Annotated in this window: 17 protein-coding genes; 13 read left to right on the top strand and 4 right to left on the bottom strand. The window is 62.9% G+C overall.

All coding sequences use genetic code 11. The annotated features are described in order from the left end of the window. Nucleotides 1-91: 91 nt before the first annotated feature. Genes motA through FJ546_RS22750 form a run of 6 tightly spaced genes read left to right on the top strand, consistent with a single transcriptional unit; the run spans nt 92 to nt 4,925 of the window. Nucleotides 92-967 (top strand): flagellar motor stator protein MotA, encoded by an 876-nt coding sequence (gene motA, locus FJ546_RS22775; RefSeq protein WP_140891389.1) that lies wholly within the window; start codon nt 92-94, stop codon nt 965-967. A gap of 32 nt (nt 968-999) precedes the next feature. Continuing rightward, nucleotides 1,000-1,947: a FliM/FliN family flagellar motor switch protein gene (locus FJ546_RS22770; RefSeq protein ID WP_140891460.1), complete on the top strand. Its 948-nt coding sequence runs from the start codon at nt 1,000-1,002 to the stop codon at nt 1,945-1,947. 17 nt (nt 1,948-1,964) lie between these two features. After that, nucleotides 1,965-2,351: a flagellar motor switch protein FliN gene (gene fliN / locus FJ546_RS22765; protein WP_140891388.1), complete on the top strand. Its 387-nt coding sequence runs from the start codon at nt 1,965-1,967 to the stop codon at nt 2,349-2,351. A gap of 46 nt (nt 2,352-2,397) precedes the next feature. Further along, nucleotides 2,398-3,408, top strand: a complete 1,011-nt coding sequence (locus FJ546_RS22760) for a flagellar motor switch protein FliG (RefSeq protein ID WP_140891387.1) — start codon at nt 2,398-2,400, stop codon at nt 3,406-3,408. Nucleotides 3,409-3,411: 3 nt separating this feature from the next. Further along, a complete protein-coding gene (gene flhB, locus FJ546_RS22755) occupies nt 3,412-4,494 on the top strand; it encodes a flagellar biosynthesis protein FlhB (RefSeq protein ID WP_019860936.1) in 1,083 nt (360 codons plus the stop codon). Continuing rightward, nucleotides 4,491-4,925: a hypothetical protein gene (locus tag FJ546_RS22750; RefSeq protein WP_095772673.1), complete on the top strand. Its 435-nt coding sequence runs from the start codon at nt 4,491-4,493 to the stop codon at nt 4,923-4,925. The genes flhB and FJ546_RS22750 overlap by 4 nt, the downstream gene beginning before the upstream one ends. 159 nt (nt 4,926-5,084) lie before the next feature. Here FJ546_RS22750 and FJ546_RS22745 read toward each other — a convergent pair whose 3' ends face one another. Further along, a complete protein-coding gene (locus tag FJ546_RS22745; protein WP_140891386.1) occupies nt 5,085-5,855 on the bottom strand; it encodes a helix-turn-helix transcriptional regulator in 771 nt (256 codons plus the stop codon). Beyond that, the gene (locus FJ546_RS22740; protein ID WP_140891385.1) at nt 5,852-6,562 is read right to left on the bottom strand and encodes a helix-turn-helix transcriptional regulator; all 711 of its coding nucleotides are present in this window, start codon (nt 6,560-6,562) and stop codon (nt 5,852-5,854) included. Before FJ546_RS22740 ends, FJ546_RS22745 begins: the two co-directional genes overlap by 4 nt. A gap of 543 nt (nt 6,563-7,105) precedes the next feature. On the opposite strand from FJ546_RS22740, the gene FJ546_RS22735 reads away from it, so the two are divergent. Further along, complete coding sequence (locus FJ546_RS22735) at nt 7,106-7,351, top strand: TMEM43 family protein (RefSeq protein WP_246686926.1); 246 nt, start codon at nt 7,106-7,108, stop codon at nt 7,349-7,351. A 74-nt stretch (nt 7,352-7,425) separates the two neighbouring features. On the opposite strand, the gene FJ546_RS22730 is transcribed toward FJ546_RS22735, so the two are convergent. After that, entirely contained in the window at nt 7,426-8,457 is a 1,032-nt protein-coding gene (locus tag FJ546_RS22730; RefSeq protein ID WP_140891384.1) for a histone deacetylase family protein, read from the bottom strand. 23 nt (nt 8,458-8,480) lie between these two features. Further along, on the bottom strand, nt 8,481-9,134 hold the full coding sequence (locus tag FJ546_RS22725; RefSeq protein ID WP_140891383.1) for a TetR/AcrR family transcriptional regulator: 654 nt from the start codon (nt 9,132-9,134) through the stop codon (nt 8,481-8,483). 259 nt (nt 9,135-9,393) lie between these two features. On the opposite strand from FJ546_RS22725, the gene FJ546_RS22720 reads away from it, so the two are divergent. The 6 genes from FJ546_RS22720 (at nt 9,394) to FJ546_RS22695 (ending at nt 16,338) form a co-directional block, all read left to right on the top strand. Beyond that, nucleotides 9,394-11,073 (top strand): amidohydrolase, encoded by a 1,680-nt coding sequence (locus FJ546_RS22720; protein ID WP_140891382.1) that lies wholly within the window; start codon nt 9,394-9,396, stop codon nt 11,071-11,073. A 139-nt stretch (nt 11,074-11,212) separates the two neighbouring features. Beyond that, the gene (locus FJ546_RS22715; protein ID WP_140891381.1) at nt 11,213-12,307 is read left to right on the top strand and encodes an ABC transporter ATP-binding protein; all 1,095 of its coding nucleotides are present in this window, start codon (nt 11,213-11,215) and stop codon (nt 12,305-12,307) included. After that, nucleotides 12,307-13,227 (top strand): ABC transporter permease, encoded by a 921-nt coding sequence (locus tag FJ546_RS22710; protein WP_010911255.1) that lies wholly within the window; start codon nt 12,307-12,309, stop codon nt 13,225-13,227. Before FJ546_RS22715 ends, FJ546_RS22710 begins: the two co-directional genes overlap by 1 nt. Further along, the gene (locus tag FJ546_RS22705) at nt 13,220-14,020 is read left to right on the top strand and encodes an ABC transporter permease (protein ID WP_140891380.1); all 801 of its coding nucleotides are present in this window, start codon (nt 13,220-13,222) and stop codon (nt 14,018-14,020) included. Before FJ546_RS22710 ends, FJ546_RS22705 begins: the two co-directional genes overlap by 8 nt. 23 nt (nt 14,021-14,043) lie before the next feature. Further along, on the top strand, nt 14,044-15,078 hold the full coding sequence (locus FJ546_RS22700) for an extracellular solute-binding protein (protein ID WP_140891379.1): 1,035 nt from the start codon (nt 14,044-14,046) through the stop codon (nt 15,076-15,078). A 63-nt stretch (nt 15,079-15,141) separates the two neighbouring features. Next, entirely contained in the window at nt 15,142-16,338 is a 1,197-nt protein-coding gene (locus FJ546_RS22695) for a serine hydrolase (protein WP_140891378.1), read from the top strand. Nucleotides 16,339-16,371 lie beyond the last annotated feature (33 nt).

Below are 16,371 nucleotides of genomic sequence, written 5' to 3'. Positions count from 1 at the left end.
ACATTCGGTTCCGTGGCAGCCCGGATTCAAGCCTCACACAAGGCACGAGGACTATCCCTTGGATCTGTTATGAAATGCGGAAGGATCTGTCGTGGGCATTCTGATTGGACTTGTGGTGACGCTCGGCTGCGTCCTTGGCGGATTCATGGCCATGGGCGGGCATCTGCACGTGCTGGTCCAGCCGTGGGAAGCCGTGGTCATCTGTGGCGCAGCACTGGGCACTTTCCTGGTCGCCAACCCGATGAAGACGGTCAAGGATACCGGCAAGGGCATTATCGAGGCCTTCAAGCAGGCGGTGCCGAAGGAACAGGATTATCTGGAAACGCTCGGCGTGCTGCACAGCCTGATGCGCGAATTGCGCTCGAAGTCGCGCAGCGAGGTCGAGGCGCATATCGACAATCCGGAAGAATCAGCCATCTTCCAGGCCTTTCCGACGGTGCTCAAGAATCACGATCTGATGAATTTCATCTGCGACTACTGCCGCATCATCATCATCGGCAATGCCCGCTCGCACGAGATCGAGGCGCTGATGGACGAGGAGATCCAGACCATCAAGTCCGACAAGATGAAGGCCTATCACGCGCTGGTCGCGGTCGGCGACGGCCTGCCGGCGCTGGGCATCGTCGCCGCAGTGCTTGGCGTGGTCAAGGCGATGGGCGCACTCGACCAGTCGCCGGAAATCCTCGGTGGCCTGATCGGCGCGGCGCTTGTCGGCACCTTCCTCGGCATCTTCCTGTCCTACGCCGTGGTCGGGCCTGTCGCCACCAAGATCAAGACGGTGCGCGAGAAGAAGAACCGCCTCTACATCATCGTCAAGCAGACGCTGCTCGCCTACATGAACGGCGCGCTGCCGCAGGTGGCGATCGAATTCGGCCGCAAGACCATCTCGTCCTATGAGCGGCCGACCATCGACGCCGTCGAGCAGAGCACGATGAACACCGGCAGCGCCGAGAAGAAGGCCGCTTGAGCGATGCACGACAGATCGGTGCCGGCACGGTCATGACCAGCCCAGGCAGCCCCGCGCAAGCGCGCTCGCTGATCATCGAACGCCTGGTCGGCGACAGCGGCGAGGCCGATCAGGTCATCGACGCCGGCCGCGCCATGGCCGAACGCGCCGTGCCGCTGCTGCAGAAGGGCCTTTCGGGCGAACTCGGCGTTCCCGTCATCGTCGACCTCAAGGCCGTCGAGGTCAGCCGCGTCCCCGAGGCGCGTTCGCGTGCCGGCGACAATTTCGCCATGACAGTCGTTGGTTCGACGGCATCCTCGGATGCGATGACGCTCGTCATCGACGCTGCCGCGATCGCGATCGTGGTCTCGACGCTGTTTGGCGGCGATCCGGATATGCCGGCGTCGCCGATCGAGCGCGACCTGTCGCCGATCGAGGCCGATGTCTCGACCATGGTGTTCCAGGAGGTGGCGCAGGCGCTGAACGGATCCGGGCGGCGCTCGCTCGACCTGCGGCTGCCCGTGCCGCGGGCGATGTCGGGTACCGAGGCGAAACGGCATGTGCTGCGCGACGGTGCCGCCATCCGCATCGTCCTTGGCATCTCGACGCCGATCGACAGCGGCTCCATCACGGTGACGATGCCGCAGCGTGTCGTCCTTGCCGGCCGCGACGGCACCACCGGCATCGGCGAGGACGATCATGGCACCAGTTGGCGCGCACGCTTTTCGGAAGAGGTGATGCGCTCGACGGTGGCGCTCGAAGCCACCATGCCGCTGACGCGGCTGACGCTTGGCGACCTCGCCAATCTCCAAGTGGGCCAGGTCATCGACTTCGACGAAACAGCGCAATCACGGGCTCGCCTCAGCGCGCGCGGCCAGACGCTGTTCGTATGCGAGTTCGGCAAGCTGGGGCAGAATTACACCGTCCGAATCAAGCATCCCTTCGATGCCGGGCAGGATTTCATCGATGGGCTCATGCCGGCTGGTGCCGGGCGCGCCTGAGCTTTTGGAGACGATTCATGGCCAAGACCAAAGTGGAAGCAGAACTCGACCAGCCGGACGAGCAGCTCGACCGCGCCATCGAAGAATTGCGCGGGGTCCTGCATGAAGAGGAGCAACGCCCAGATACGGCTTTCAGGGCCGCCGCGGGCGCCAATTCGAACGTCATCATGAACATCCCCGTCGATGTCCAGATCATCCTGGGAAGCACCGAGATGGCGGTGGCCGACCTGATGACGCTGCAGAAGGGCTCGACGGTGGCACTCAACCGCCGCATCGGCGAACCGGTCGACGTCGTGGTCAATGGCCGCAAGATCGCCCGCGGCGAAATCACGGTGCTCGAAAGCGATCCCTCGCGCTTCGGCATCAGGCTGACCGAAATCATCGCCGGCACGAAGGGCGCCTAGACATGGCTGGTGGGGCTTGCCGGTTGCAGCGAAGGCGAGAGGCAGCATGACGCCGCTGACGACCCTGACGCGCGCGCAGAAGGCGGCCGCCATATTGGTGGCGATGGGCAAGCCGTCCGCCAGCCGCCTGTTGAAATTCTTCAAGCAGGAAGAGCTGAAGGCGCTGATCGAGGGCGCCCGGCTGCTCAGGACCATTCCGCAGAACGATCTCGAGCGCATCGTCGCCGAGTTCGAGGCCGAGTTCACCGAGGGTGCCGGCCTGCTCGATTCCGCCGACAGGATGGACACCATCCTCAACGAATCGCTGTCGCCCGAAGAGATGAACGCCATCATGGGCAACAAGGGGCCGGAGGCGGCGCCCGAAGGGCCGCCACCGATCTGGCCCGATCTCGAAAAACTCGAACCTTCGCGGCTGGGCACCTTCCTGGCCGGCGAACATCCGCAGACGGCGGCCATGGTGCTGTCGAAGCTGGCGCCACAGGCGGCGGCGAGCGTGCTTTTGACGCTGACCAAGGAGATGCGTGGCGAAATCATCAAGCGCATGGTGACGATGGCCAATGTTCCGGCCGCGGCCACCAGGATCGTCGAGAACCGGTTGCGCACCAGCGTGCTTTCGGAAACCTCGACCAAGGACACTTCGGCCGGGCAGGCGCGCGTCGCCAGCGTGCTCAACGAGCTGGACAAGCCGCTGCTCGAGGAGGTCATGCAGGACCTAGAAGCCGCCGGCACGCCCGACCTCGACGGTGTGCGGGCAAGACTTTTTGCCTTCGACGACCTGCCGCTGCTCACCCAGAAGGCGCGCGTGCTTCTGTTCGACGGACTGTCGACCGAGCTTGTCACGCTGGCGCTGCGCGGCACATCGGCGGCACTCGCCGAAGCGGTGCTCTCGGCAATCGGCGCGCGGTCGCGGCGCATGATCGAAGCCGAACTTGGACAAGGGTCGGAGGGGGTACCGGCCGCCGACATACTGGCGGCGCGCAAGACCATCGTGACGACGACGATCCGGCTGTCGCGCGAGGGCGCATTCGAACTTCCCGCGACGCAGAACGCCGCCTAAGGCATGTCCGACGCTGCCGACAAGGACTCTAAAACCGAAGAGGCGACGGAAAAGAAAGTCCGCGACACCATCGAACAGGGCAAACTGCCCCACTCGAGGGAAACCGCGATCCTCGCCTCCTTCGTCGCCATACTGGTGTTCACCGTCTTCTATGCCAAGGACGCCGTCATCAACCTCGGCATGTTCCTGTCGATGTTCCTCGAGAAGCCCGAGGCCTGGCCGATGAACACCGAGACCGATGTCATCGATCTCTACAAGATCGTCATGCTGGAAGTGGGCCGCGCCGTCGTCAGCCTGCTGGTGCTTTTGACCGTCGCCGGCATCGGCGCCTCGGTGCTCCAGAACATGCCGCAATTCGTCGGCGAGCGGATCAGGCCGCAGCTTTCGCGCATTTCGATCACCAAGGGCTGGAACCGGATGTTCGGCGCCCAGGGCTGGGTCGAGTTCCTGAAATCCCTGGCAAAAGTCGGCTTCGCCATTGCCGTGCTCACCTTCACGCTGTCGGAGGATCACCGCAAGCTGCTCGCCGGGATGATCACCAATCCGGTCGCTTTCGGCCTCGTCATCCGCGGCATCGCGGTCGACATATTGGTGGCGATCGTCTTCGTCATGGGGCTGATCGCGGCGATCGACATCGTCTGGTCGCGCTTCCACTGGAAGCAGGACCTGCGCATGACCAAGCAGGAGGTGAAGGACGAGTTCAAGCAGTCCGAGGGCGACCCGATCGTCAAGTCGCGGCTGCGCTCGCTGGCACGCGACCGCGCGCGCAAGCGGATGATGACGGCGGTGCCGCGCGCGACGCTGATCATCGCCAACCCGACCCACTTCTCGATCGCGTTGAAATATGTGCGCGACGAGGATTCGGCGCCGCTCGTGGTGGCCAAGGGGCAGGATCTGGTGGCGTTGAAAATCCGTGAGATCGCCAAGGAGCACAACATTCCGATCTTCGAGGACGTGACGCTCGCGCGCTCCATGTACAAGCAAGTTTCGGTCGATAATGTTATCCCGTCGCAATTCTACCAGGCCGTCGCCGAACTGGTGCGGATCGTCTACTCGAAAAAGGCTGAGCGCAGACAGATTTCATGAACCGCCAACCACACGCAAAATCCCGCGAGATCATCGTCGCCAGCGCCATCGAGCAGGTGGTCGGCGAACTGAGATTGATCGATGTCGCCGACTACATCGCCTTCATCCGGCTGGAGCATTTCGCCTGCCTTTCGGATCTGGTCGATTCAGCGGTGGAGCTGTTCTTCATGCCGGGCACGCTCAAACTCGGTCATGGCGGCGAGGCGCATGTCGACTGGAGCGGCAGTCCGCGTATCGTGCTCGACCTGGAACTCAGGCCACCCGGTGTGACCGTCTATTTCCAGCTGACGCTGAGCGAGGCCGGCAATTCGGTCGTGGTCAATTACGTGTCGTTCGAAAAGCCCGGCGAGGACCCCGAGCACAATACGGCGCTGCTGGAGGCGGTGATCGAACAGGCCCGGATCCGCAAGGTCGAGCCTATGGCGTTCTGAGGTCCGTTGATATTCAGGTGAGGCCGGCCTGCAAATGGCTGACACCTGCGCTTCCGGTGCTCACGTACGAAAAGTACGCTCCGCTCCGGTTCTCGGTATCAACCATTTTCGACTCGGCCTGACCTGAATCTCAACAAACCTAAGCGGCTCATCGTTTGGTTACTCGATCAGGCCCAACCGCAGCGCCTTGGCGACCGCTTGGTTGCGGTTGACGGCGTTGAGCTTCTGCGTCGACTGGGTCAGGTACTGGTTGGCGGTATGCACCGACAGCTTCAGGAGCCGCGCGATCTCCTCGCTGGTGTTGCCGTTGGCGGTCAGCTTCAGGCATTCGAGTTCGCGCTTGGAGATGGCTCGCATCCTGCCGGCATCGCTCGGACGGATGTGCGCGACAGCGGCGAACAGGGAAAAGCAGCGGGCGTGGATTTCGTAGAGCATATCCTGCGGCAGCGCGATCGCCGATCCCAGGAAGACGACAAGGCCGCACTGACCGCGATCGGCGTGGACGGGAAAGGCAATGCCGCTGGTGCCGGGCGCCAGGGGGGATATTTGCGCGGTCCAGGCGAGGTTGCCGAACATCTCGGCCATGGCCGCGACGCCGTCATCCGTCCACCAGCGTGGTTCCGTCGAGTTGTGGGTGTGGCGCACGATCTCCTCGCCATTGGCGCCGGAGATGAACTTCGTCGCCATGGCAATGCCTGGATAGTCGGAATCGAAGCACGGCACTAGCCGCGCCCGTTCCGGCGACGGGCTGACGAAGTACAGGCCGAAGGCCGAGGCGTTGATGTCGACCGATACCCAGCGACAACGGCGCACGGCATCGGGAATGGTGGCGGCGTGATGTGTCTCGGAGCTGAGCGAGAAGGCGCCGAAGGGGCTGCCCTGCTCGTTGAAAAGGGCCTCCGCGGCGTCCTTGATGTCGGCGTGTTTCAAATGATGCCACTCCTGATTGCCGTGGCGATGGCCATCGCGCGGTTGCTGGCCGCGAATTTCTGGATGGCGTGGGTGATGTAGCTGTTGACGGTGTTGGAGGAGACGCCAAGGATGACCGCCACCTCATCGGTGGTCTTGCCTTCCGAGACCCAGAACAGGCATTCGCGCTCACGGTCCGACAGCGGATCCTGCATGGCGGCGGCGGCGATCAGCTGCGGGATATGCGAGAGCGCGTAGCAGCATTTCAACTGCGCCTTCATCAGCGCCGGCTGGTCGATATGGCCTGCTGTCGCCGCCGAGAACAGGGCGAACAGACGCTGGCGGCCGACATTCAGCCGCAGCGAATAGATCTCGGCATGGCCGAGCACGTCGAGGAGGCGGGCCTCTTCCCCGGAGACCAGCCCGTCGGCATCGGGCGCCTGCGCGGCCACCAGCGGTCTAGGCTGGATGCCGGGCGCGACCGTGAGAGCCCCTTGGGCAAGGCTGGCGATCAGCCGCTTGCCGATCAGTTCGATGGCGTCGAAGATCCAGTTCGAGGAGACGATGCGCGCGTCGTTGCGGTCCTGGTCGTGGACGATGGCGACCAGCATGTAGCTGTCGGCGCCGATCTCGGCGGTCAGCTCCATGAAGAAGCTGGTCAGATCGCCGCGCGACGTCAGGCGCGAGCCCAATGTGTCGGATTGAAGAAGCGCGGCGGAACTGCTCATTTGCTGCTTTTGGCCGGAATCGTTTCTGCCGTCCGGATGCTGGAGGCCAGCCGCCGAACCCGAAAACGCGTTACTTTTACGAGACACACACGAGGCGCGGGGCCGCGCCCAACCAGACGGAATCCATTCAGGGAACGCGAAAACATCCGCGTCTGGCGCCGGAAAAATTCCGGAACGTGAGACTTTGGGTGGTCGCCGCGCCCCCCGAGGACCGGCTGATTCGGGTCTAATCTACCCGCAGATGAATCCGACATCAAACGCGATTTGACAAAATCGAATCCGACGGACTCGCGTGCGACTCAGAGGTCGATTTTCGCCGCCTTCGAGCGTGCGAAAATGCCGGGACTGCGCAAGCCGGCCATATCCGCGCGCTGTCGGTTGCGATAGATTCGCAAGTGCCGAAGGGGTGGGCACCTTCGGCAAGGGAGTTCGTAGCTGCATCACGGCCGCGGTCATTCGCGGCAGTGCCATGCGGGCTCCTGGCATGTTCTGTTTCGGGGGAAACGATGAGCGATTCAACGCCGACAGCTCGGCCCGATCGGCGTGATCCTCGACGTCATGCCGTTCCTCGGCAGCATGGCGCGGATGGGAACAGGCATCATCGCCTTCTTCCTGGCGATCCTGGTCGGCACGACGACGATCGCGATTGCCTGGTTCTGGTATCGGCCGGTTCTGGCGGCAGGCATACTGGCGGCTGGCGTCATCGCGGCAGCGGCGGTCTATTATCTCGGCCGCTCACGCAAGGCAGCCGCACCGATGGCCGCGCCTAGCGCCGGCGCCGCAACGTAGCTTGCAAAAAGGGCTGATATGCCGCCCTTTTTTCTTTCCTACCTGTGTTGTCCGCTCCGGCTTTGTGGGCGGGCTTAGCGGTCCTCGAAGCCGGTCAGCACGCCGACGGCGTTGATGCCGATCTCCTCGACGGCATAGCCGCCTTCCATGACGAACAGGGTCGGCAGGCCGAGCCTGGCGATGCGGCGACCGATCTTGGGATAGTCGGGGCTTGTCAGCTTGAATTGGCTGATCGGGTCCTTCTCGAAAGTGTCGACGCCGAGCGAGACGATGACGATGTCGGGCGCGTAGGCGGTGAGCCTGGCGCAGGCATCCTCAAGCGAGGCGTTCCAGGCGTCCCAGCCGGTGCCGAACGGCATGGGGTAGTTGACGTTGAAGCCCTCGCCGGCCCCGGCGCCGCGTTCATCGGCATGACCGAGGAAGAAGGGATACTCGACCAGGGGATCACCATGCAGGTTGAGGACCTGCACGTCGGCACGGTCATAGAAGATTTCCTGCGTGCCGTTACCATGGTGGTAGTCGACATCGAGGACGGAGATGCGTTTGGCGCCCTGGTCGAGGAACCACTGCGCGGCGACGGCGGCGTTGTTGATGTAGCAATAGCCGCCCATGAAGCCGGCGCCGGCATGGTGGCCTGGCGGGCGGCAAAGCGCGAAGGCCGACCTCTCGCCGCCCTTGACCAGGCTGGCCGCGGTCAGCGCCACGTCATAGGACGATTTGATCGCGGCCCAGGTGCCTTCGACGAAGGTGGCGCCGGCATCGAAGGAATAGTAGCCGAGCAGCGCATCGACACGCTTTGGCGGCACGTCGCCGCGCAGGCCGCGCGTCGGCCAGGTGAAGGGCATGGCCGTGCCCTCGTGACCGGAAGCCACCCATTGCGGCCACACCGTTGGCAGGAAGTCGATATAGTCTGATTTGTGGATGCGCTTGGCGGCGGCAAGATCGTGATCGAGCGGCAGGACGATCGGACCGAGCTTCTCGCTTTCGACTCTCGCCTTGATGAATTCGGCCCGCGAGGGTTTTTCAAAACCCGGCACGATGGCCGAGGTGACCAGTTCCATCTGGCCTGCATGGCCAGCATGAAGCGGCGAATAGACAGTCTTCATGAAATTCCTCTCGAAATGCGCAATCAGTCAAGGTTGAGATAGGGGCTCACCAGAGCGAGCCACATGGCTTCGACATCGTCCTCGATGAGGTTGTACGTCCTGCGATCTCTCTTCAGTGCGACCAGCCGGCAGGCGTGCCCGACCTCCATCATCACAAGGCCGAGCCGTTTGGCGATCTTGTCTTCGAGAGCAGGATTCACATGCCGCAGCCAGCCGGCGTAAAGCGCGATGATCTGCTCGTCATACTCGTCCTGGATAGGCCTGAGATCGGCGTTGCCTGAAATGGCCTCGATCACCGGCATCAGGGTGGCGTTTTCGAGATAGATACTGGACGTGTCGATGAAGAGCTTGCGCACTTCGCGCCGGAATTCGTCGCGGTTGGTGGGCCTGGGGGCCTTGATGCGCTTCTCGATCACTTCGGGAAAGGAGGACAGCCAGCGCCGGGCGAGGTCCAGAAGAATGGCTTCCTTGTTGGGAAAGTATTGATAGACCGAACCGACCGACAGGCCCGCGCGCTGCGCGATGGCGAGCGTCGTCGGCGTCCTGGTTCCTTGCTCCCGCGTCAAGATCAGCGCCGCGTCGAGAATGCGGTCGACCACCTTGCTCGACCGTTGCTGCCGAGGCTGCTTGCGCGGCTCGAGCGCTATCCTGGTTTTGCGGTCGAGACTGCGCTTCACTGCTCTATGTCCTCGTCCCCGCCTGGTCCCAACACGAGCGCAGGGTGCTGTCCACAATACATTCTAAATTCCGCATGTTGACAAACGCGAATGATCAGTCGCATTCTTTATCCACGCTGTCCCTCGGGATAACAAGGGGAATTTCGAAGGCAGCGGACTGGCATCGGTTTTTGTTCCGTGGCGCCGCTCCGGTGGAGTTGGCAGGTCGTTGAGCGCAGGGCTGTCGGTCTCAGTCGGTCATCAAAAGCGCGGAGTCGCGATGTCTGTTACGGGTGCGGGTCACAATGCGGATCTGATCGTCATCAATGGTCGTGTGCTGACCATGGACGATGGCAATCCCGTAGCCGAGGCCGTAGCCGTCAAGGACGGCGAAATCATCGCGGTTGGCAGCCGTGCCGCCATCGAAGAACTCAAGGGAGCGGCCACACAGGTGATCGACGCCAAGGGCGGTTCGGTCGTGCCCGGCTTCATCGAAGCCCATATGCATCTGTTCTCGGGAGGGGCCGAGCTCGCGCATCTTCAGCTTGGCGGTGTCCATGGCTTCGAGGCGCTGAAAAAGGTGATCCGCGACTATGCGTCGACCAAGCCCGACGCGAAAATGCTGGTCGGGCAAGGCGTCGACTATACCGTGCTCGGCGACGAGCGGGTGACGCGCCACCATCTCGATGAGATCCTGCCGGATCGCCCGTTCTGCATGGCCGCGCCCGATCACCACACGATGTGGGCCAACACCAAGGCGTTGGAGATGGCCGGCATCCTGCATGGCCGCGCTCTTGGTCCGGGCAATGAAATCGTCATGGGCGAGGATGGCCTGGCAGCCGGCGAATTGCGCGAGGGCGAGGCCTTCGGCCCGGTGCTCGATCTTGCCGGCGAGGGCCGGGTGCGGTTGGGGCTGGCGACCGGCGGCGAGCCGGATCCGATGCCGTCCGCGGCCGAACGCGCCGCCGACCGTGACATCATGCGGCGCGGCCTCGCCTGGTGCGCGCGCCACGGCATCACCTCCATCCAGAACATGGACGGCAATCTCTACCAGCTCGAACTGCTGGCCGAGATCGACGCCGAGGAAGGTTTGCCCTGCCGTGTGCAGATACCCTTCCACTACAAGAATTTCATGACGCTCGACATGCTCGACAAGGCATCCGTCATGGCCGAGCGCTACAACAGCGCGTGGCTGTCATCGGGCATGGTCAAGGTGTTCTATGACGGCGTGCTCGATTCCTGGACGGCTGTGATGATCGAGCCCTATGCCGACCGCCCGGACTGGGTGGGCGAGCCGCTGTTCACACCGCAGCAGTTCATCGATCTCGCCGTTGCCGTCGACAGGCGTGGACTGCAGATCGCGGTGCACTCGATCGGTGATGGCGCGGTGCGTGCGGTGCTCGACGGCTACGAGGCGGCGCAAAAGGCCAATGGCAAGCGCGACAGCCGTCACCGCGTCGAACACATCGAGGTCACCACCACGTCGGATGTGCCGCGCTTCGCCGAACTCGGCGTCATCGCCTCGATGCAGCCGCCGCATCCGCCCGGCGCCATGGATTTCCCGCTCGAACCGACCGTGTCGCGCATCGGGCCGGCCCGCTGGCCGCTGAGCTATGCCTGGCGAACCCTGAAGAATGCCGGCGCGCATGTCGTCTTCGCCTCGGATTGGCCGGTGTCGCCGATCGACCCGATCCTGGGCATTCAGGCGGCAGTGATGCGTAAACCATGGGCAGACAGCGACCCGGACCAGAGTTTCTCGCTGCAGGAATCGATCGCCGCCTACACGGTCGAGGGCGCCTATGCCGAATTCGCCGAACACCGCAAAGGCACGCTGAAATCAGGCTATATGGCCGACCTGGTGGTTCTGTCGGCGGATATCGAGAAGACGGCGCCGGCCGATCTGCACAAGGTGCGTCCGGTGACGACGATTTGCGGCGGCAAGATCACGTATCAGGCCTGACAATGGCATGAGGCTTGCTGGCTAAAGACGGACTGAACTGTGATTCAATGCCGGGCTTGCCAACCTACCGGGCGTGTGGTCACATCGAACAGGGGAACAGCTCCGCCAGCAAGAGCGGGGTCAACAGTGAGGCGTAATCGTGCCGGACAAACCGGATCGGAATGCGATTGAAGTAGTAAACGTCAGTAAAATTTTCGGATCGGGTGAGGGGCAGGTCGCTGCCCTCGACAAGGTATCGGTATCCATTCGCGAGAACGAGTTCTTCACGCTGCTGGGACCGTCCGGCTGTGGCAAGACCACCCTTCTGCGGCTGATCGCCGGCTTCGACTTTCCAACCGCCGGAGAAATCCTGCTCTACGGCCAGGACATCGCGCCGCTGCCGCCCTTCAAGCGGCCGGTCAACACCGTCTTCCAGTCCTACGCGCTGTTCCCGCACATGACGGTTGCCGACAATATCGGCTTCGGCCTGGAGATGCTCGGCAAGCCCAAGGGCGAGATCAAGGCGCGCGTCGCCGAAATGCTCAAACTGGTCAAGATGGAGGCGCTTGCCGGTCGCCGCACGGCCCAGATTTCCGGTGGCCAGCAGCAGCGCGTGGCGCTGGCCAGGGCGCTGGCGCCGCAGCCGAAAGTGCTGTTGCTCGACGAACCGCTCTCGGCACTCGACTACAAGCTGCGCAAGGAGATGCAGATCGAGTTGAAGCGGCTGCAGCACGAGACCGGCATCACCTTCATCTTCGTCACCCACGACCAGGAAGAAGCGCTGACCATGTCGGACCGCATCGCGGTGATGTCGTCGGGCAAGATCCTCCAGGTCGGCTCGCCCTGGGATATCTACGACAAGCCGGCGGAGCGCTTCGTCGCCGACTTCATCGGCGAGACCAACTTCCTCACCGCCGCCATATCGGGCACCGGCAACGGCAAGGCCCGCGCGACGCTCAAATCCGGCACGACCATCGAGGCGACCGTCGCCGAAGGGTTCCAGCCGAAGGGCAACGCCACCGTGGTGGTACGGCCCGAGCATGCCAAGCTGACCAAGGACAAGGGAGACCTGTCGGGCACGGTCGAAAACATCGTCTATTTCGGCACCGACACGCATATCCATGTCCAGCTCGACGGCGGCGAGGCCTTTACCGTGCGCCAGCAGAACACGCGCAGCGCAGGCTGCGGTTTCGAGCGCGGCGACAAGGTCGGCATCCTGATCGGCAACGACGCCGCGCAAGTGCTGAGGGACTGATGGCCACCGCGGAAGAAGTCGCCAAGGCAGCTGAACGGCGTGATGTCCGTGACCGCTGGCTTTTGTCAGCGCCGGCGCTGCTGGTCATCCTGCTCGCCGCGACCGGCCCGCTGCTGATCGTGCTCGTCTACTCGTTCCTGACGCCCGGCGCCTATGGCGACGTGAAATGGCAGTTTTCGCCCGACGCCTGGATATCGGTGTTCATGGAACGTGACATTTTCGACGACACGCTTTCGCTCGCGGCGGCGCATGTCACCATCTTCTGGCGCTCGATCAAGCTTGCGGTGGTGACGACGCTGGCCACTTTGGCGCTCGGTTTCCCGACGGCCTATTTCATGGCGACGCGCAGCGAGAAGACCAGGGATCTCTGGCTGTTCCTGATCACCATCCCGTTCTGGACCAACCTCCTGATCCGCACCTTCGCGGTGCTGCAGATCATCCGCAACGAAGGCATCATCAACACGATCCTGCTCAAGCTCGGCATCATCTCGGCGCCGATCCAGATCCTCTATACCGACACCGCGATCCTGATCGGCATGGCCTATGTCTACCTGCCGCTGATGGTGCTGCCGATCTACGCCAGCATGGAGAAGCTCGATTTCCGCCTGGTCGAGGCCGGCTATGATCTCTACGCGACGCGCTTCAAAGTGCTGCGGAAGATCATTTTCCCGCTCGTCAAGCCCGGCGTCATTGCCGGCTCGATCCTGGTCTTCATTCCGGCACTCGGCGCCTATGTGACGCCGGTCGTGCTGGGCGGCGGCAAGAACATGATGCTGTCCAACCTGATCGAATTGCAGTTCGGACAAGGCCGCAACTGGCCGCTTGGCTCGGCGCTGTCGATCACGGTGATGGTCATCGTCATGCTGGCGTTGCTTGCCTATGTGCGCAACGCCGGCAAGTCAGGGGTGCGTCATGGCTAGCAACTTCTCCATCAAGCACCAGCCGGGCTTCACGGCGATCGCGGCGACCTGTTTCGTCGTGCTCTATTTGCCGATCATCGTGCTGGTCGCCTACGCCTTCAACGCGGCCAGCTCGACATCCGAATGGGGTGGCTTTTCGCTGCGATGGTTCCAGTCGGCGTACCAGAACACGCAGGTCATCGACGCAACGCTGCGCTCGTTCCAGATCGGTGCCATCGCAGCGGTGCTGTCGACCATCTTCGCCACGATGGCGGCACTCGCCACCACGCGCACCGCCCCCTATCCCGGACTCACCTTCAAATATGCGGCAATCAACCAGCCGCTGATGGTGCCCGAGATCGTCACCGGCGTGGCGCTGCTGATCTTCTTCTCACGCATCAAGATCTTCACCGGCTATTCCGGCCTCGGCTACCTGATCGCCGCGCATACGGCATTCTGCATTCCGTTCGCCTATCTGCCTATCCGGGCGCGGCTGGAGAATATGGATCTGACCCTCGATCGCGCCGCGGCCGATCTCTACGCGACCCCGTGGAAGACCTTCCGCCGCATCACGCTGCCGCTTTTGTGGCCCGGTATCCTGGCCGGCCTGATGCTGGCCTTCGTCATCTCGCTCGATGACGTCGTCATCACCGAGTTCGTCAAATCGGGCGGCCAGGACACGCTGCCCACTTACATGCTCGGCCAGATCCGCCGTGGCGTCACACCCGAGATCAACGCGATATCGACCGCTTTCCTGCTGCTTTCGGTCGCGATCGTCACGTTGTTTTTCTTCGTCAGCAGGAAACGAGACTGAATCTGAAAATGGGAGTTAGAACGATGAACTGGAAGACAATGGCGACCGCCATGGGGTTGGCGCTGCTCGCTTCGACGGGCCTGGCCCGCGCCGAGGGCGTGCTCAACATCTACAATTGGGGCAACTACACAAGCCCCGACGTGATCAAGAAGTTCGAAGACAAATACAAGATCAAGGTGACCATCACCGATTACGATTCCAACGACACCGCGCTCGCCAAGGTCCGGCAGGGCGGCACCGGCTTCGACATCGCCGTGCCGTCGCAGACCTACGTGCCGATCTGGATCAAGGAAGGGCTCCTGCTCGAGACCGATCCGGGCAAGATGGAGAATTTCAAGAACGTCGCCCCGGAATGGGCCAATCCTGAATTCGATCCGGGCCGCAAATATTCCGTGCCGTGGGCCTGGGGCACGATCGGCGTCGTCGTCAACACCGATGCCTACAAGGGTCCCGCCGATACGTGGGGCATCGTCTTCAACACGCCCGACGAGCTGAAGGGCAAGGTCAACGTTGTTCCCGAGATGGGTGACGTCATCTTCGCGGCGATCAAATATGTCGGCGGCCAGCAATGCACCGACGACAAGGCGGTGCTGAAGAAGGTGCGCGACCTGCTGGTAGCGGCCAAGCCGAACTGGATCGCGATGGACTACAACACCATCGAGAAGATGGGGGCCGGCGACTTCAAGGCAACCAGCGACTGGAACGGCTCGGCGCTGCGCCAGCGTCTGGCCAATGCCGCCATCCATTACAACTATCCGAAGGAAGGCTTTGGCCTGTGGAGCGACAATGTCGTCGTCCTGAAGGAGGCCAAGAACGTCGAGAACGCCAAGCTGTTCCAGAACTTCATCATGGATCCGGAAAACGCGGCCGGCCTCTCGGCCTTCCACCGTTACGCCAACGCCATCACCGGTTCGGACAAATACATGCCGGCCGACATGAAGGACGCGCCGGAAGTCGTCATTCCGGCCGACGCCAAGCCGAAAGGCGAATTCCAGAAGATGTGCGCGCCGGAAACACAGGAACTCTACACCAAGATCTGGACCGAACTGCAGAAGTAATCGCTGAATGCCAGACCCGGCGGCACACACCGCCGGGTCTTTTCTTTTCCGGGAATGCCTTTCATGGACTCCTATCGCAACAGCGATCCGCGGCCGCCGATCATGCGGGGCTCGCCGCCCGCCATGGTGCCGCCGAAGCTCGACTGGGACCGGCCGCCATGGAACCGCTGGGCGTTCCAGCACATCCGGGAAATCCTGCCGACCGCCGAAGTCTGGCGCGGCAACGGCCACCGCCATCGTCTCGAACGCGCCGAGGTCGATCTCGACGGGCTGGCGGTCGAGGACAGCGCGGGGAGGCCCTCGACGCTCGCCGGGTTGCTCGACGAGACCTATACGGACGGCTTCCTGGTGCTCAAGCACGGCAGGGTCGCCTATGAGCGTTACTTCAACGACATGGACGTGCGCACGCTGCATCTGTCGCAGTCGATGGCCAAGTCCATCACCGGCTCGGTGTTCGGCATATTGGCCGGGCGCGGCCTGATCGATCCGGCCGGGCCGGTCACGGATTACCTGCCTGAACTTGGCGGCACAGGCTGGGCCGGCGCCAGCGTTCAGCATGTGCTCGACATGACGACGGGCGTGCGTTTTTCCGAAGAATATACCGACCGCTATTCCGATATCGGCCAGGTTGATGTCGCCACCGGCTGGAAGCCAGTGCCGCCGGGCAGCGATCCGGACTTCCGCTGGCCCTCGCATATGTTCGAGCTGATCCTGGGCTTGAAGGACACGGTCCGGCCGCACGGTGCGGCGTTCGAATACCGCTCGATCGAGACCGACGTGCTTGCCTTCATCATGGAGCGGGTGACGGGCAAGCGGCTTGCGCAGCTGGTGTCGGAGGAACTCTGGCAAAAGCTTGGCGCCGACGAAAGCGCCTGCTTCACCGTTGACGGCGCCGGCTATGCGCTGGCCGACGGCGGCTTCAACGCGACGCTGCGCGACTATGGCCGCTTCGGCCAGCTGATCCTCGACAATGGCGGCGGCATCGTGCCGGCCGAATGGATCGAGGCGACACGCAATGGCAGGCATGGCGCTGATTTCTCCCCCAGTCTGCCTGAGGGCAGCTACCGCAACCAGTTCTGGATCGAGAACCCCAGTTCGCGCGCGCTGATGTGCCGGGGCGTGTTCGGGCAGATGATCCATATCGGCTGGAACACAGGAACGGTCGTGGTGAAGCTTTCGACCTGGCCGGATTTCAGCAATCTCGCCTACTCCACAGCGACGCTGAAGGCCGTGCACGCCATCGCCGCCGCACTGCTCTAGGCCCCCACAAGAAACGACCTGGAAGGAAACGCC

Origin of the sequence: Mesorhizobium sp. B2-4-19, from assembly GCF_006441315.1 — a bacterium.
Taxonomy (GTDB): domain Bacteria; phylum Pseudomonadota; class Alphaproteobacteria; order Rhizobiales; family Rhizobiaceae; genus Mesorhizobium.
The sequence above is the reverse complement of the archived record's forward strand: the minus strand, read 5'-3'. Positions and strand labels throughout refer to the sequence as shown.

Excerpts from the sequence above, each read along its gene's own strand:
- flhB (WP_019860936.1), top strand. The coding sequence starts at position 3,412 with ATGTCCGACGCTGCCGACAAGGACTCTAAAACCGAAGAGGCGACGGAA.
- FJ546_RS22730 (WP_140891384.1), bottom strand. The coding sequence starts at position 8,457 with ATGAAGACTGTCTATTCGCCGCTTCATGCTGGCCATGCAGGCCAGATG.
- FJ546_RS22705 (WP_140891380.1), top strand. The coding sequence starts at position 13,220 with ATGGCTAGCAACTTCTCCATCAAGCACCAGCCGGGCTTCACGGCGATC.
- fliN (WP_140891388.1), top strand. The coding sequence starts at position 1,965 with ATGGCCAAGACCAAAGTGGAAGCAGAACTCGACCAGCCGGACGAGCAG.
- FJ546_RS22710 (WP_010911255.1), top strand. The coding sequence starts at position 12,307 with ATGGCCACCGCGGAAGAAGTCGCCAAGGCAGCTGAACGGCGTGATGTC.
- FJ546_RS22750 (WP_095772673.1), top strand. The coding sequence starts at position 4,491 with ATGAACCGCCAACCACACGCAAAATCCCGCGAGATCATCGTCGCCAGC.
- FJ546_RS22760 (WP_140891387.1), top strand. The coding sequence starts at position 2,398 with ATGACGCCGCTGACGACCCTGACGCGCGCGCAGAAGGCGGCCGCCATA.
- FJ546_RS22720 (WP_140891382.1), top strand. The coding sequence starts at position 9,394 with ATGTCTGTTACGGGTGCGGGTCACAATGCGGATCTGATCGTCATCAAT.
- FJ546_RS22695 (WP_140891378.1), top strand. The coding sequence starts at position 15,142 with ATGGACTCCTATCGCAACAGCGATCCGCGGCCGCCGATCATGCGGGGC.
- FJ546_RS22700 (WP_140891379.1), top strand. The coding sequence starts at position 14,044 with ATGAACTGGAAGACAATGGCGACCGCCATGGGGTTGGCGCTGCTCGCT.
- FJ546_RS22740 (WP_140891385.1), bottom strand. The coding sequence starts at position 6,562 with ATGAGCAGTTCCGCCGCGCTTCTTCAATCCGACACATTGGGCTCGCGC.
- FJ546_RS22770 (WP_140891460.1), top strand. The coding sequence starts at position 1,000 with ATGACCAGCCCAGGCAGCCCCGCGCAAGCGCGCTCGCTGATCATCGAA.